13 protein-coding genes are annotated in these 13,338 nt (G+C 45.6%); 5 read left to right on the forward strand and 8 right to left on the reverse strand.

What is annotated here, in order from left to right; all coding sequences use genetic code 11:
- The first annotated feature begins 85 nt into the window (after nt 1-85).
- Nucleotides 86-496: an SET domain-containing protein gene (locus CLV31_RS07365; RefSeq protein WP_111392231.1), complete on the forward strand. Its 411-nt coding sequence runs from the start codon at nt 86-88 to the stop codon at nt 494-496.
- A 5-nt stretch (nt 497-501) separates the two neighbouring features.
- Nucleotides 502-795, forward strand: a complete 294-nt coding sequence (locus CLV31_RS07370) for a hypothetical protein (protein WP_111392232.1) — start codon at nt 502-504, stop codon at nt 793-795.
- Nucleotides 796-828: 33 nt separating this feature from the next.
- Here CLV31_RS07370 and CLV31_RS07375 read toward each other — a convergent pair whose 3' ends face one another.
- Nucleotides 829-2,211, reverse strand: a complete 1,383-nt coding sequence (locus tag CLV31_RS07375) for a sulfatase family protein (RefSeq protein ID WP_111392233.1) — start codon at nt 2,209-2,211, stop codon at nt 829-831.
- A 135-nt stretch (nt 2,212-2,346) separates the two neighbouring features.
- Here CLV31_RS07375 and CLV31_RS07380 point away from each other — a divergent pair, with 135 nt between their 5' ends.
- The gene (locus CLV31_RS07380; protein ID WP_111392234.1) at nt 2,347-3,546 is read left to right on the forward strand and encodes an MFS transporter; all 1,200 of its coding nucleotides are present in this window, start codon (nt 2,347-2,349) and stop codon (nt 3,544-3,546) included.
- Nucleotides 3,547-3,573: 27 nt separating this feature from the next.
- Nucleotides 3,574-4,023, forward strand: a complete 450-nt coding sequence (locus CLV31_RS07385; protein WP_111392235.1) for a nuclear transport factor 2 family protein — start codon at nt 3,574-3,576, stop codon at nt 4,021-4,023.
- 51 nt (nt 4,024-4,074) lie between these two features.
- Here CLV31_RS07385 and CLV31_RS07390 read toward each other — a convergent pair whose 3' ends face one another.
- From CLV31_RS07390 to CLV31_RS07410, 5 genes are all read right to left on the reverse strand, one after another.
- The gene (locus CLV31_RS07390; protein WP_111392236.1) at nt 4,075-4,908 is read right to left on the reverse strand and encodes a PAS domain-containing protein; all 834 of its coding nucleotides are present in this window, start codon (nt 4,906-4,908) and stop codon (nt 4,075-4,077) included.
- 303 nt (nt 4,909-5,211) lie between these two features.
- Nucleotides 5,212-6,063 carry a sugar phosphate isomerase/epimerase family protein gene (locus CLV31_RS07395; RefSeq protein ID WP_111392237.1) on the reverse strand — a complete coding sequence of 284 codons (852 nt, stop codon included), beginning with the start codon at nt 6,061-6,063 and terminating at the stop codon, nt 5,212-5,214.
- 122 nt (nt 6,064-6,185) lie between these two features.
- Nucleotides 6,186-7,208 (reverse strand): ThuA domain-containing protein, encoded by a 1,023-nt coding sequence (locus CLV31_RS07400; RefSeq protein WP_111392238.1) that lies wholly within the window; start codon nt 7,206-7,208, stop codon nt 6,186-6,188.
- A gap of 24 nt (nt 7,209-7,232) precedes the next feature.
- Nucleotides 7,233-8,114 (reverse strand): DUF808 domain-containing protein, encoded by an 882-nt coding sequence (locus tag CLV31_RS07405; RefSeq protein WP_111392239.1) that lies wholly within the window; start codon nt 8,112-8,114, stop codon nt 7,233-7,235.
- A gap of 218 nt (nt 8,115-8,332) precedes the next feature.
- Complete coding sequence (locus tag CLV31_RS07410; RefSeq protein WP_111392240.1) at nt 8,333-9,217, reverse strand: phytanoyl-CoA dioxygenase family protein; 885 nt, start codon at nt 9,215-9,217, stop codon at nt 8,333-8,335.
- Between the two features lie 189 nt (nt 9,218-9,406).
- Here CLV31_RS07410 and CLV31_RS07415 point away from each other — a divergent pair, with 189 nt between their 5' ends.
- Nucleotides 9,407-10,831, forward strand: coding sequence for a Gfo/Idh/MocA family oxidoreductase (locus tag CLV31_RS07415; RefSeq protein ID WP_111392241.1), 1,425 nt, complete (start codon nt 9,407-9,409; stop codon nt 10,829-10,831).
- 184 nt (nt 10,832-11,015) lie between these two features.
- Here the strand turns inward: CLV31_RS07415 and CLV31_RS07420 are convergent, their stop codons facing one another.
- A complete protein-coding gene (locus CLV31_RS07420; RefSeq protein ID WP_111392242.1) occupies nt 11,016-12,248 on the reverse strand; it encodes a M48 family metallopeptidase in 1,233 nt (410 codons plus the stop codon).
- Between the two features lie 9 nt (nt 12,249-12,257).
- Complete coding sequence (locus CLV31_RS07425; RefSeq protein ID WP_111392243.1) at nt 12,258-13,304, reverse strand: PorP/SprF family type IX secretion system membrane protein; 1,047 nt, start codon at nt 13,302-13,304, stop codon at nt 12,258-12,260.
- Between the last annotated feature and the right edge of the window lie 34 nt (nt 13,305-13,338).

The following is a 13,338-nucleotide window of genomic DNA, read 5'->3' on the forward strand; positions in this document are numbered from 1 at the left end:
AGCCCAAAATCAGTGGAATATTCGTCAACTGGCAGAATAGCGTATAATCAGTTATCTTATTTCTAATTTTTGACCCTAAACTTTTATGAATACATCCTCATCAAATCCAATTTACCCGTCTCTGACCGGTCATTCCGATCTTTACATCGCACCGGCTGGGGAAAAAGGAAGAGGAGTCTTTGCTGCCCGGAATTTTCGAAAAGGAGAGCTGATTGAGCGCTGTTGCATCATTGAATTTGACCAAAAAGACCACTATCGTTATGCAGGAAATATTCTTGAGCACTACGTGTTTCTTTGGGACAAGCGCAAAAAATCATTGGCTTTGGCTTTAGGTTTTGGTTCACTCTACAATCATTCTTCAGAACCCAACTGCAGCTATTCTCGCGAGATCAATCGAAAAACATTACTCTTCCGTGCCAGGCAGGACATCTTTCCCAATCAGGAAATCACAATCCACTATGGCCCAGCAGGAGAATCTTTTAACCCTAAAACCTAAATCCCATGGCAAACCGCAAACCCTCTCCCGACAAAACTGAAATTCCGAAAACCATTACTCCTATAGGTCAAGAAGTACCAAAAGGCGGAATCCCCATAGACCTTAAAATCGATCAGAAACTCAAAACTGAAGCAGAAGAAAAGGCCTATCATGTAAAAATCCAGACCTTCCACAAGGACGATGGACTTGGAGGAAAAATAGGTCCCAAGCAAATCAGTCATAAAATAGATTTAACCCCAAATCCAGATTTGAATGAAAAGATTGCTGCAAAGATGGCCACCGGAAAATGGAAAAAATAGCAAATCAACCTTCTTCTAGAGTAGTGTAATCTCCTACTTATTTCCTGTGAAAGTCAGCTTATCCTTGAGATATTGACTCACTTTTTTGTCCAATCGGTTTCGTAATTGAATCAAATCCTTCCGGTATGCAGGATTCCCGGCCAGATTATTTTTCTCCATGGGATCTACACTCAGATCATACAATTCCTCGTGGTCAGGATCATTGAGGTAGCGGAAATATTTCCAACGCTCGGTCCGGATGGCTTCACTCGGAGGAATGATCGGAGTCTGCCAAAGATGCTCCGTGAGGAATTCCTTTCGCTTTTCAAGCTGGGAGGATCTCAGCGAAATCCCTTGCCAGGTCTTGGGTTGGGGAATTCCTGCCAGATCAAAGATGGTGGACGGCACATCAATATTCAGTGCAAATGCGCTTTCACGCTTTCCTCCCTTTTCTCTCGGGTCAAAGACGATCAAAGGAACCCTTAGAGAAGGTTCATACATCAGCCATTTTCCGGCGAGCTGCCTTTCCCCCAAGAAGTACCCGTTGTCGCCCATGAGGATAATTACCGTATTTTTTGCCAAGCCTTTTTCTTCCAAGGCTTTTCGGATTTTACCGATCTCCGCATCTACCTCGGAGATCATGCGGTAATAGCCCTTGACACTGTGCTGGTATTTTTCCGGCGTATCAAACCTCCAATGCCAGCGGGTACGGTTTTCACCTTTTCGCACGTAGTCCGGCTGTGCGGTAAACTCCGCTCCTGAAGCCATAATCGGGTCAGGAATCGTGACATTTTGATACAAAGTATCGTACTCAGAAGACCAGAAATACTGAAGCGGGGCCGGGTCATGGGCATGGGGAGCGCTGAAGCTGAGCGAAAGCATAAAGGGCTTTTTGCTTGGTGCTTTCTGGATAAAATCAATTGCCTGCTGCCCCGTATATCGGGTCAGGTGAAAGGTGTCTTTTCCGATGGTTTTGAAAAAATACCCCCTTTGGTCATCGAATTTGCCATTGCGGTCATAATCTTCTCCCTCATCAAAAAGGGCGGAAAAGCCCGGATAATTCACCCCAAACTTCCCGAAAAATCCTGTATGATAACCTGCTTTTCGTAGCTCAACAGGATAGGATTGCGCCATCAATGGCTCTTTGATATCTCCCTGGCCAAAGGTATAGCCATGCGTGCGCTCATAGAGTCCCGTGAGAATACTTGCTCGACTTGCTGCGCAAATGGGGGTAGTGACAAAGGCATTCTCAAAGTAAATTCCCTCCAAGGCTAGCCGGTCCATTTCCGGGGTCTGAATGATGGAATTTCCTGCAAAACCCAGTGCGTCCCAGCGTTGATCATCAGTGAGGATAAAAATGATGTTGGGTCTATTTTCCTGGGCAAAAGTGACCATCCCAAGCAGGAAGTAAAAGGTCAGAAACAGGCATTTTTTCATTACTGTCAGGTTGCGTATGGGTCAAGAAAATACGTTTGGGCCAAAAAACTGTCCTGCTTGCCCCTTTTCCTCCTGAATCGTCAAAAACCTTGTAATACTGGCATACTTTAATAATTTTAGTCAAGTCCCCATGCTATGAAAATCATTTCCTCTGCCTCACCTACCCAAAAAAGTGTATTGCTTATCGTCATTTACCTTGCTTTCATCAGTCTGGGGCTTCCCGATTCCCTTTTGGGGGCGGCTTGGCCAGCCATGTTTGAAGGATTAGGGGTTCCGGTGGATTATGCCGGGATTATCTCTATGATCGTGGCAGCAGGCACTGTAGTTTCCAGTCTCTTCAGTGGCAGGGTGATTCAATGCTTTGGAGTGGCGGCAGTTACTACTTTCAGTGTATTGATGACCGCTTTGGCTTTGATGGGGTTTTCTCTCACCGGAGAATTTCTATACCTCTGTCTTTTGGCAATCCCCCTGGGTTTGGGCGCAGGAAGCGTAGATTCGGCCTTGAATAATTATGTGGCGCTACACTATCAAGCACGGCACATGAACTGGCTGCATAGCTTTTGGGGGGTAGGTGCTGCCATCGGGCCGATGATTATGGCCGGCTATTTGGCCCAAGGAAATTCATGGTCCAGCGGTTATAGTACGGTGGCTTGGATTCAGCTGGGACTGGTGTTGATTTTGATCTTTTCACTTCCACTTTGGCACAAAAATCATTCCTCGCAAGAAAGTCACGTTGAAGAATCCTCTCCCGGTCTTTTCACCCTATTACTTACCCTTCCCGGGCTGAAACAGGCCTTGGTTGTGTTCTTTTGCTATTGCACGATTGAGGCCACCTTTGGACTTTGGGGAGCCAGTTATTTGGTTTTTGAAAAAGGATACCCAGCCGATCAGGCTGCCCGACTTACTTCGCTCTATTTCTTGGGTATTACGATCGGAAGGTTTTTTTCCGGCTTTTTGACAGCCCATTTCATCAATCGGCAGTTGGTTTATCTGGGACAGGGAGTTATTGGTCTGGGCATAGGTTTGCTATTCCTGCCATTCTCTTTCACCACCATTCCCGGCTTTTTATTGGTAGGCTTGGGTTGTGCTCCCATTTTCCCAAGCTTGCTTCATGATACTCCGGTCAATTTTGGAGAGAAAAACTCCCAAAGCATTATGGGATTTCAAATGGCAAGTGCCTATGTGGGCATCACGCTGATGCCGTTCCTTTTCGGAAAAGTGGCCATTTTCACTGGGTATGGATTTCTTTTAGGATTCTTGGGATTCTTTTTGGCTTTGATCTTTGCCATGACCAGAATGATGAACAGAAAAGTTTCCAACCGAAAAATCGTCTAATTTCCACCTCCTTACTTCATTGTGAATATGTTAAAATCTCTTCTCTTCATCTTAGTCATGCTGACTGGACTTTCTTCCGGCAGCCTAGCCCAAACTTCCAAAGAGGACCTTCTCCATTTGGATAAAGGCTGGGAAAATGCCCTCTTGCGCTCTGATGTGGAGTTTTTGGAAAATTTGGTGGCAGATGACTTTATCTGGGTCCACAATCATGCCGGCCTGATTGACGGTAAAGAAGCGGTCCTCAGCAGAGCCAAGCGAATCCAAAATGGTCAGCAGGATGATACCCGCAACAGAATTTCAAGAGATCAGCAAGTAGTCATTTTGGGTTCTACCGGAGTGGTCAGCGGATACACGGTTGTGGATCGTGGACCAAGCCCGACGACCTATCATTTTATGAGAACTTATACTTGGACAGCGAGCGGATGGAAACTCTTGGGCAACCATACCATGGCCATTCCGGAGGAGGAATTGAAATAAGATTGAACTTCAGAGATTTAAAGAAAAAAAGGACACCTTGGTAAACTCCATTCATACCCTCATTTTCTGAGAAATAGTTCGAACATGAAAATCCAGTTCCTCAGAGGATTCCTTCAATTTCTTAATCTGTTCGGCTTTTTCATTCTCATTTAACAACCCTTCTTCTTGGAGGAGGTAGGTGATGGCCATGATTCTTGCCAAAGGAGCTCTTACCAAATGAGATTGGTCAAAGGCCAACTCCATGATTTGTTTGTTTTTCGCCTCTAGATTTTGATGTGACCTAAGCTGCTCAGTCACATTTTCCACAGCCACAATATAGGATTTCACTTTTCTTTGCTTGGTCAATATCCCCATTCCAAAAAGGTTGAAAATGATTTCCTCCCCATTTTTGCATCGAACACAAAACTGAAACTGAAAACCTTCTTTATGACCTGATTGAATAATTTGCCTGAAGACTTCCAAATTATCTTCACCAGGTAAGGGATGGATTAGATCAAAAATCGTTTTCCCCATCAACTCCTGCTTTGAATAGCCAGTCATGGTCTCCATGTTAGCACTTAGTTCTGTCATAACGCCTTTCGAATCAAGTTTGAGCATCCCTAAGTCAGGATTGGTAAATACCAATTCCAGCTCTTGATTTCGATTGGAGATTTGATCGTACAGTCTCCTGATCAAAAAATACAGCAGCAGGGAAGTCAACAAAACGTAAAAAAAGCCCTTAAACAACTGAAAACGGGATATTTGCCTGATATCCTCACTAAACATCCATTCCACCATCCGATCACTGAGTGTGATCCATACCAGTCCAAAAATCATATAGACTCCAGCAACAGACTCGGGTTTTTGAAGACTTAGGAATTTGGATCTAAAAATTGACCCTTTCATATCTTAATTGGTCTTAGTTTTCCAACAATTTAGGATATTATTATCCGAATTTCGGGGATAATTTTAAAAAGCCTTCTGGTATAAACAAATTGAATCGCAGGGCTCCAACGTAAATCTAAAATCCCCTCCCTTAACCATACTTAAACTCGGTCACCGAGCGCCCCGGCTTCCAGAGGTCCGGAACTCGGGATGAGCATTAATGAAATTTGGTTATGGGTAAGCAAGCGGAAAGGCAAAATCTAAAAATAGAGAGGCAGTGCTCCTCCACTTTTCCATGCAAGGACCTTCCACATCAGGAATGAATCACATTCCGTACTTCTCCCCCATCTCCCGGATCAGCTTGTAGCCATTTTCCGCCATATCCCAAGGCGCCGAATACTCTCGCCAAACCCCGATGGAATTGGCAAAAGCAGGATCGTTTCGGGTAAAGCCTTCGATGGTCAACCAGCCTGAATAATTGACCTTCTTCAAGGCTGCAAAAGTCTCGTCAAAATTCACATGACCCGAACCGGGGGTGCCACGGTCGTTTTCAGAAATATGGAAATGGCCCAAGCGTGGCGCAATTTTTTCAATCGCCAATCCTAGCTTTTTCTCCTCCATATTGGCATGATGGGTATCAAACATCGCCTGCACGTTGGGATGATTTACCTTCGCCAGCAAATAATCCAATTGCTCCATGGTATTGGCGAGGTAGCATTCGAAGCGGTTGAGCGCCTCAGGAGTCATCAAAACCCCGAGCTTTTGAGCGTGATCGGCTACCGAATAAAGCACCTCCGCAGACCAATTGTATTCGTCCTCGATCGGAGCACGGCTGGCAAAAGTCGCAAAAGCGGAATGATAGGGACCACAGAGTACCTGGGAGTTTAGATCCGCAGCTCGATCGAGAATCCAGAGCAACTTTTCCCTGGCCTTTTCACGGACCTTAGGATCGGGAGAAATGGGGTTTTCATCAGGTCCCATCACGGTTACGGTAGTCACTTCCAGACCGATATTTTTGCAGTGCTCGCCTACGGCGCGACAGGCTTTTTCATCTGTGCCTCCGATAAAAAACTCAGCACCATCGTATCCGATGGCTTTGAGGCGATCCAAAATCGGGAAAAGGTTTTCCGAAATTTCCGCTGACCAAGCCAGCACATTAAATCCTATTTTGTTCATTTCCCAAACTAATCGATTGACATAAATCTTGAAAACTTCAGCGTTCGACAATCAGCGTTCGATATTCTAAATTCAAAAAGTTCGAATATTGAACTCTGAATATCGAATAATGAAGACTACGATCACTTAAAATCCCCCACTTTCATTCCTTTTCTAAAGGTATCAAAGCCAAACATGGTCGGCTTAAAGTCACCAACGATATCCATGGAAAGCGCTGGCGTGATGCCTTCGCCCATGCCCAAAAGATAAAAAGAAGCATTGACCACCAACCTACGCATATCCTCACTCTGGAATCCCATCGAAGAACCCATGGTCGAGGCAAAGGCCATTCCCGGTTTTCCGCCATCCAGTTGGTACGGCTTAGTCCAGGCGATAGGCATCACGGACTTTTCCCACATCACCGGAGCTTTATCGTTCATTCCGGCTGTGGATTGGCCATGGATTAGTACGGTTGCATTTTCGGGAAGGGACTGAATTCCATAGACGTCTTCGGGCACCCAAATGTCCCTGACTCCACGAAGAATAGGGTGATCGTTCAATTCCTGCACTCCGTCCATGAGTGCTCGACAACCTTCTTTTGCGTGAATGCCATGATGGTTGACCCAGGTTTCTCCGAAAATCCGCTTTCCGAATCCTTTTTCCCAGCCTGGCTCTTTTCCATTCCAAGTCCATTTTGCAAAAGGAGAAGTCTTGTTCTTCTGGTAGGCAAAAGCATGGGTCGATGTTCGCAAACCGATGATAGGTTTACCCGACATAAGGAAATTTTCGATATGCTTGGTTTGGTCATCTGGAAGTTCACGGAATCGAATCAGCATAATCATCAAATCTGCTGTCTCCAAATGCTCCAGTCCGGGAATATTATTTTGGTAGTTGGGAACGACGTTACCTGTCGAAGGCTCAATAGGAAACAGCACAGTAGTCTTAAAACCATGGTGCTCGGAGAGCAGCTTGGCAAGCATAGGCATGGACTCTTCCGAGCGGTATTCGTCGTCACCGGCCACGAGGACGATGTGCTTTCCTTTGCCCAGTCCTTCCTTTCCTTCAAACTGAAGAAAAGTCACCCCATGCTGCGCGCAGGCGGCAAGATGAAGGCCCAAAAAAAGCAAGGGTAAAAACAATCGGAAAGGTGTTTTTGAAAATTTCATAAGCGGAAGGTCTGGAAATGATGATCAGGATTGGCCTGACTTGGATTTGATTTTCTTAAAAATAAGAATCGGAATGAGAATCACTATCCCGACTCCCAATCCAATCAGAAATTCTTTGATAATTCCAGGCCAGCTCTCCATCAAATGATGGAAAAACTCAATGTTATGCGCAAAAATCCCTCCGGCGACCAAGAGCAGTGCTATCGTACCGACAAAGGAAATAATCCGAATTAAAACCGGTAAAGCTTTTACCAAAAGTCTCCCGATCTTATCCGAAAGGGTATCGTCCTCGGGATTGAGCGCAATCAACTTGTAGCCAAATTCATCCATTCGGACAATCAGCGCTACCAATCCATAGACCCCCACCGTGGCGAGCAAGGCAATGATGGATACTACCGCGACCTGTGTGGAAAGTGGCTTATCCACCACCGTACTCATCGCTATGATGACAATCTCAACCGAAAGGATGAAATCCGTGGTAATGGCTGATTTGATTTTCTTGTTTTCGTGGTTTACTACTTGTTCGGGCGTGATCTCTTCATCCAGATTGATTTTTTCGTGAGCAGGTGCATGAGGAATGATCCATTCCAAAATCTTCTCCGCCCCTTCATACGCCAGGTAAAGACCTCCCAAAACCAACACTACCGTCACTGCTACCGGAGCAAATGCACTAAGTAAAAAAGCCACCGGCAAAATGATCAGCTTATTGACAAAGGAACCTTTGGAGATGGCCCACAGCACCGGTAATTCCCTGTCGGGAACAAATCCGGAAGCTTTTTCGGCATTCACCGCCAAGTCATCCCCCAAAATCCCCGAGGTTTTCTTTGCGGCAATTTTGGTCATGGCAGCCACATCATCCATGACCGTGGCAATATCATCTAATAGGGCAAATAGTCCGGAAGCCATTTTTATAATTCAGAGATTTGAGGTTTGAAATTTGAAATAAAGAGAATCTTAATCCCTTTGGAAAATACGAAGTACGCGAAAGTAGCAAAAAGTACCTGCCACGAAGTAGTAGAAAGAATTTGGAAGATTATCGAACATTGAATTAGGAGTATAGAATTAGGAGGATTCTTGGGACATGGAACATTGAAATTATTCCAATTTTCAAATCTTCAAATTTTTCAATCTTCCAATCTCCCCGGGTCAAAAATCAACGGAAAGAATTTGCCGCCCATTTTTTCGCCTTTGGGAATCACCGGAACACCTTCCAATAGCGGTTCATTGGTATCAGAAACGGTCCCATCTGCAAAGACATTCAGGACAAATGCTTTTCTTGATCTGGGAGAAAAATTCGCAAAGCTACCATGCACCAAAAGTGGATGATGAAATGCTGCATGCCCGGCTTTCAATGGAATGGCCACCGGTTTGAAATTGGCTTTTTGCTCCTCCGTCATCATGGCCATCAATCCGTCCATTTCGCCTGCCAGGGCAGGTTTCTCCAACAAGCCCCATCGATGCGAACCCGGCACATATTGCAGACAGCCATTTTCCTCCGTCGCATCATCCAAGCCACACCAGCAGGTCAGATGCTGCATCTCGATCGTGCGGGTCCAATAGCTGTAATCCTGGTGCCAGGCTACATTTCCTCCATGATGCGCCGGCTTGCAGAAAAGCTGATCATGCCAAAATCTTACGGGTCGATCTCCCAAAAGCTGTGAGGCAACCATCCTAAAGGCAGGATTCCAGATCACATCGTGAAAGGCTTCTGCAATCCGCCAATGTCCTAAGGAATGGAAAAGGACTTTATTCGGGTCTCCGGATTCATTGCTGTGAAACTCATGAAAGAGGTGATGCAGTGGATGCTTCGGGTCCATCACTTCATCCAAGGCATTCTTCAATGCTTCGATTTGGCGCTCGTCCAACAGCTTAATATCCGCCAAGTATCCATTTTCCTGAAAAAACTCCACCTGCTCCTTGCTGATGCGGTATGGTTCCCAGTCAGAGGCTGTTTTGGGTTGGTCAAATAGATCAGTAATCGGGCGATGGAAATCGGCGAGGTCTTTCATAGTATGATGAATTTGGGGGAAAAGCGAAGAAAAGATAGATAAAAATGAAATGGAAAAATCAGACTGATTCCGAAAATTGGTTCCGCAATGGTTTCCGTTGATTTTTAGCAGCTCAACCGAAATTCTGACGGGAGTTGGGTAGATTAGAAAACCAAAAAGAAGAATTCCCTCCCAAAATCAACCCAATCTATGTCAACCAATAGAAGAGACTTTCTGAAAACCGGAGCCACAGCTGCCTTGGGGCTATCGGGATTCACCCTGATTTCCCCATCAGTCCTTGGAAAATCCATGGGCTATGTGGCCCCCTCGGACAAAGTAAACCTGGCCTGTGTCGGCATCGGCAACCGGGGCAATGAAATCATCAAAGCCCTGGACAAAACCGGCCTGTGTAACATTGTCGCTCTTTGCGATGTGGACATGGGGGCCCCACAGACTGTTGAGGTTATGAATATGTTTCCGAAAGCCAAAAAGTATCAGGACTTCCGGAAGATGTTTGCCGAAATCGGAAAAGAATTTGACGCCGTGAGCATCGCCACACCGGATTTTTCGCACTTCCCGGTTACGATGATGGCGATGGCAGAGGGAAAGCATGTCTATGTAGAAAAGCCCATGGCCCGAACCTTTCAGGAAGTGGACCTCATGATGGCTGCCGCCAAAAAATATCCCAAACTGGCTACCCAAATGGGAAACCAAGGCCATTCCGAAGGAAATTATTTCCAATTTAAAACCTGGAAAGATGCCGGAATCATCAAAGATGTGACCGCCATCACTGCCCACATGAACAGTCGAAGACGTTGGCATGGTTGGGACACGAATATTTCCAAATTCCCCTCTCCAGAACCTGTTCCCTCCACTTTGGATTGGGATGTATGGTTGAGTCAAGCCCAGCCTCATGGCTTCCACAAAGACTTTCACAATGGACAGTGGCGCTGCTGGTATGATTTCGGCATGGGTGCCTTGGGCGATTGGGGCGCGCACATTATCGACACGGCACATGAGTTTTTGGATTTGGGGCTTCCTAGTGAGATCAACCCGGTAAAGCTCAGCGGACACAATATGTTTTTCTTCCCTACTTCTACCACCTTGGAGTTCAAATTCCCTGCGCGTGGCGCCATGCCCCCTCTGACCATTACCTGGTATGATGGCATGGACAATATCCCTGCTGTACCCGATGGGTATGGAGTGTCCGAATTGGACCCCAATATTCCGCCACCAAGCAACGGACAGATTCAGCCTGCAAGATTGAATCCCGGAAAGATCATTTACAGCAAAGACTTGACATTCAAAGGCGGGTCGCACGGAAGCACCCTTTCGATCATTCCTCCGGATAAGGCAAAAGAATGGGAATCCAAACTTCCTGAAGTACCTCAAAGTCCCTCCAATCACTTTGCCAACTTCCTAAAAGCCTGCAAAGGAGAGGAAAAAACCCGATCACCCTTTGAAATTGCAGGACCACTCAGTCAGGTATTCTGTCTTGGGGTAATGGCTCAGCAAATGGGAGTAAAGTTGGAATTTGATCGGGAAACCAGACAGATCACCAACAATCCTCTTGCAAATCAAGTCTTAGCAGGCATGCCCCCGAGAAAAGGCTGGGAGGAGTTTTATAGAGTCTAACTGCCGGCGTCGAGAAACAAGGGACAAGCCATCAGACACAAGACTTTAGATTCAAGGTCTGAGGGACAAAATATCGATACTTAGAAAATTGACTGAAAAGACCGCCGAGGATACTTGGCGGTCTTTTGGCTTTTGGGCAAAAATCTTCCAATATTCCAATCTTTGAATTTTCCAATCCATCCACTTACCTCTCCAATCGATCAAGCCTTTCCAAAAGCGGTGGATGGGAGTAATTCACAAAGACATACCACGGATGCGGATTGATATTGCTCAGTGTTTTGACTGAAAGGGTTTTCAACGCTTCGGCTAATGGTCTGCCTTCGAAGGTTTCCTTGGCAAAGGCATCGGCTTCAAATTCATTCTTTCGACTGAGCCAATTCATCCCGATTCCCAAAATCATGGAAATGGGGGCAAAAAGCATGGTGAAGCCGATGATATTCAATTCGGCGGACCAAGCTTGACCTCCCAAAGCCAGACTCATTTTTTCTGAAAAAATAAATTGTGCCAGCAAAAACAACATCAAGCCTACCTGAAATACAGCGGCCACCATCCCCCAAACGATGTGTTTTTTCTTGTAGTGTCCTACTTCATGGGCCAATACCGCCACCAATTCGTCGGGCGGGTGTTGCTCCAGCAAGGTGTCGTAGAGCACTACTTTTTTCCGCTTCCCAAATCCGGAAAAAAATGCATTTGCCTTGGAAGACCGCTTACTGCCATCCATGACAAAAATATTATCCAAAGGGAAATTCACTGACTGTGCGTAGTGTATGATTTTTTGCTTCAGCTCTCCATCTGCCAGAGGTGTGAGTTTGTTGAAAAGCGGTAGGATCCAAGCAGTATAAAACAAATTGACCAGTACCATAAAAACTACTGCAACCAGCCAAAATTGCCACCAGAAATCTTTACCCATCTGGTGGATCAGCCAAAGGAACACCATCAGCAGTCCTCCCCCGACCAGAATAGAAAGGATATAGCCTTTGATTTTGTCCGAGAAAAAAGTTTGGACAGAGGTCTTATTGAACCCGTATTTTTCCTCAATAACAAAGGTGGCGTAGTAATCAAATGGAAGACTGAGGATATCAGAACCTACAAACACAAGCCCGAAAAACACCAAGGATTTGATCAAAGGCTGAAATCCAAAACCTCCAACCCAAGTATCAATCGCTCCAAACCACCCTTGGGTAATAAAAAGGAAGGTAACCAGAAAGGAGAATGTTCCTGCCAGAAATTTAAATCTGAAATTTTCCCGCTGATAGTCCTTTGATTCCTGAAGCTTGGATTGACTAAGATATTCAGAGAGTGTATCGGGTACGTCTGGGATGGGATTTGTGACATTGAGGTATCCCAGTATCTTTCTTACTGAATATCCAAAAACCAATACCCCGACTAGCAGGTATTTCAGTGATTCTACACTCATACCGAAAAATTAGAATTTGGGACAGGGAAGAATGGTATCCCTCCGGGAAGGTTTTCCCTGATAGGCATTGGGAAGCGTCCAGGAAAGGCTGAGTTCGTGTGCACCACCGGATTGAATCCCCAATTGGGAAACCGTGTAGTCAAAGCTGTAGCCAATGTTCAGGCCACTCAGCAGATTGACTCCTACCATCATGACAATAGCGTCTCTGTTGCTTTGGTTCTCAACAGGCTTGTAGGGTAGACCTCGATACCACAGACCAAAAACAATGGGCTCCACATAGAAATATGCTCCCAAATCCAATTGCTCAAAAGGGCCTTGTCTTTTGTAATTGACAGTAGGGGTGAAATAGCGTTGCTTTCTAATGTGTGTAAAATCTCCTCTCATTCCTCCTTCTCCCAAAGAAATCCGATAACCGGCATGGAAAGAAAGCTTCATGGGGAGAGGACTTACCCCATCAATAAAGGATTGATTGGGTTGATTGACATGATGGGCTGAAAAACCGGCCCAGGCATTTTCAGTAAAAAACAATCCACCGACGGATAATGAAAGCATCCCCACAGGATCTCCCAATCCCGGGATATCTGTGCCCGGAAACAAGGGACCGAAGGGATCATTGGGATTGATTTGATTAGCAAAAACCAAATTTTCATAAAACCCTATTTCCCTACGGATATAACTTGCCTGAAATCCCGGTCGGAAATAGACATTGTCTGCCAATTTGAGTTCATAGGAATACAAGGCAGAAATAGAAGTGGATCTCAATTTGGCAGCACCTTCTGTGTCCTGCATGACATGGATCCCGATTCCGCTGTTATAGTCCGGCAGATAGGTGTCATAATAGGCTGAGAAAGTGGTGAATTGCGCATCAATCGAGGGCCATTGGTTCCGATAGTTGAAGCCCACTCTTCCGGTAAGCTCACCTCCTGCCATCGCAGGGTTGAGATAAAGGGGCGCGGCATAGTACTGGCTATATTGCGGATCCTGGGCAAACCCAGATGTCATTGTGGAAAACCACACTGCCGCAAAAAAAACCAAAACCAGTAGAGACCGTAACAAGGATTTGTTCGTTTATTTGAATATTCAGTCAGCT

The organism is Algoriphagus aquaeductus (assembly GCF_003253485.1).
In the GTDB taxonomy this organism is placed as follows: Bacteria; Bacteroidota; Bacteroidia; order Cytophagales; family Cyclobacteriaceae; genus Algoriphagus; species Algoriphagus aquaeductus.

Excerpts from the sequence above, each read along its gene's own strand:
- CLV31_RS07365 (WP_111392231.1), top strand. The coding sequence starts at position 86 with ATGAATACATCCTCATCAAATCCAATTTACCCGTCTCTGACCGGTCAT.
- CLV31_RS07370 (WP_111392232.1), top strand. The coding sequence starts at position 502 with ATGGCAAACCGCAAACCCTCTCCCGACAAAACTGAAATTCCGAAAACC.
- CLV31_RS07375 (WP_111392233.1), bottom strand. The coding sequence starts at position 2,211 with ATGAAAAAATGCCTGTTTCTGACCTTTTACTTCCTGCTTGGGATGGTC.
- CLV31_RS07380 (WP_111392234.1), top strand. The coding sequence starts at position 2,347 with ATGAAAATCATTTCCTCTGCCTCACCTACCCAAAAAAGTGTATTGCTT.
- CLV31_RS07385 (WP_111392235.1), top strand. The coding sequence starts at position 3,574 with ATGTTAAAATCTCTTCTCTTCATCTTAGTCATGCTGACTGGACTTTCT.
- CLV31_RS07390 (WP_111392236.1), bottom strand. The coding sequence starts at position 4,908 with ATGAAAGGGTCAATTTTTAGATCCAAATTCCTAAGTCTTCAAAAACCC.
- CLV31_RS07395 (WP_111392237.1), bottom strand. The coding sequence starts at position 6,063 with ATGAACAAAATAGGATTTAATGTGCTGGCTTGGTCAGCGGAAATTTCG.
- CLV31_RS07400 (WP_111392238.1), bottom strand. The coding sequence starts at position 7,208 with ATGAAATTTTCAAAAACACCTTTCCGATTGTTTTTACCCTTGCTTTTT.
- CLV31_RS07405 (WP_111392239.1), bottom strand. The coding sequence starts at position 8,114 with ATGGCTTCCGGACTATTTGCCCTATTAGATGATATTGCCACGGTCATG.
- CLV31_RS07410 (WP_111392240.1), bottom strand. The coding sequence starts at position 9,217 with ATGAAAGACCTCGCCGATTTCCATCGCCCGATTACTGATCTATTTGAC.
- CLV31_RS07415 (WP_111392241.1), top strand. The coding sequence starts at position 9,407 with ATGTCAACCAATAGAAGAGACTTTCTGAAAACCGGAGCCACAGCTGCC.
- CLV31_RS07420 (WP_111392242.1), bottom strand. The coding sequence starts at position 12,248 with ATGAGTGTAGAATCACTGAAATACCTGCTAGTCGGGGTATTGGTTTTT.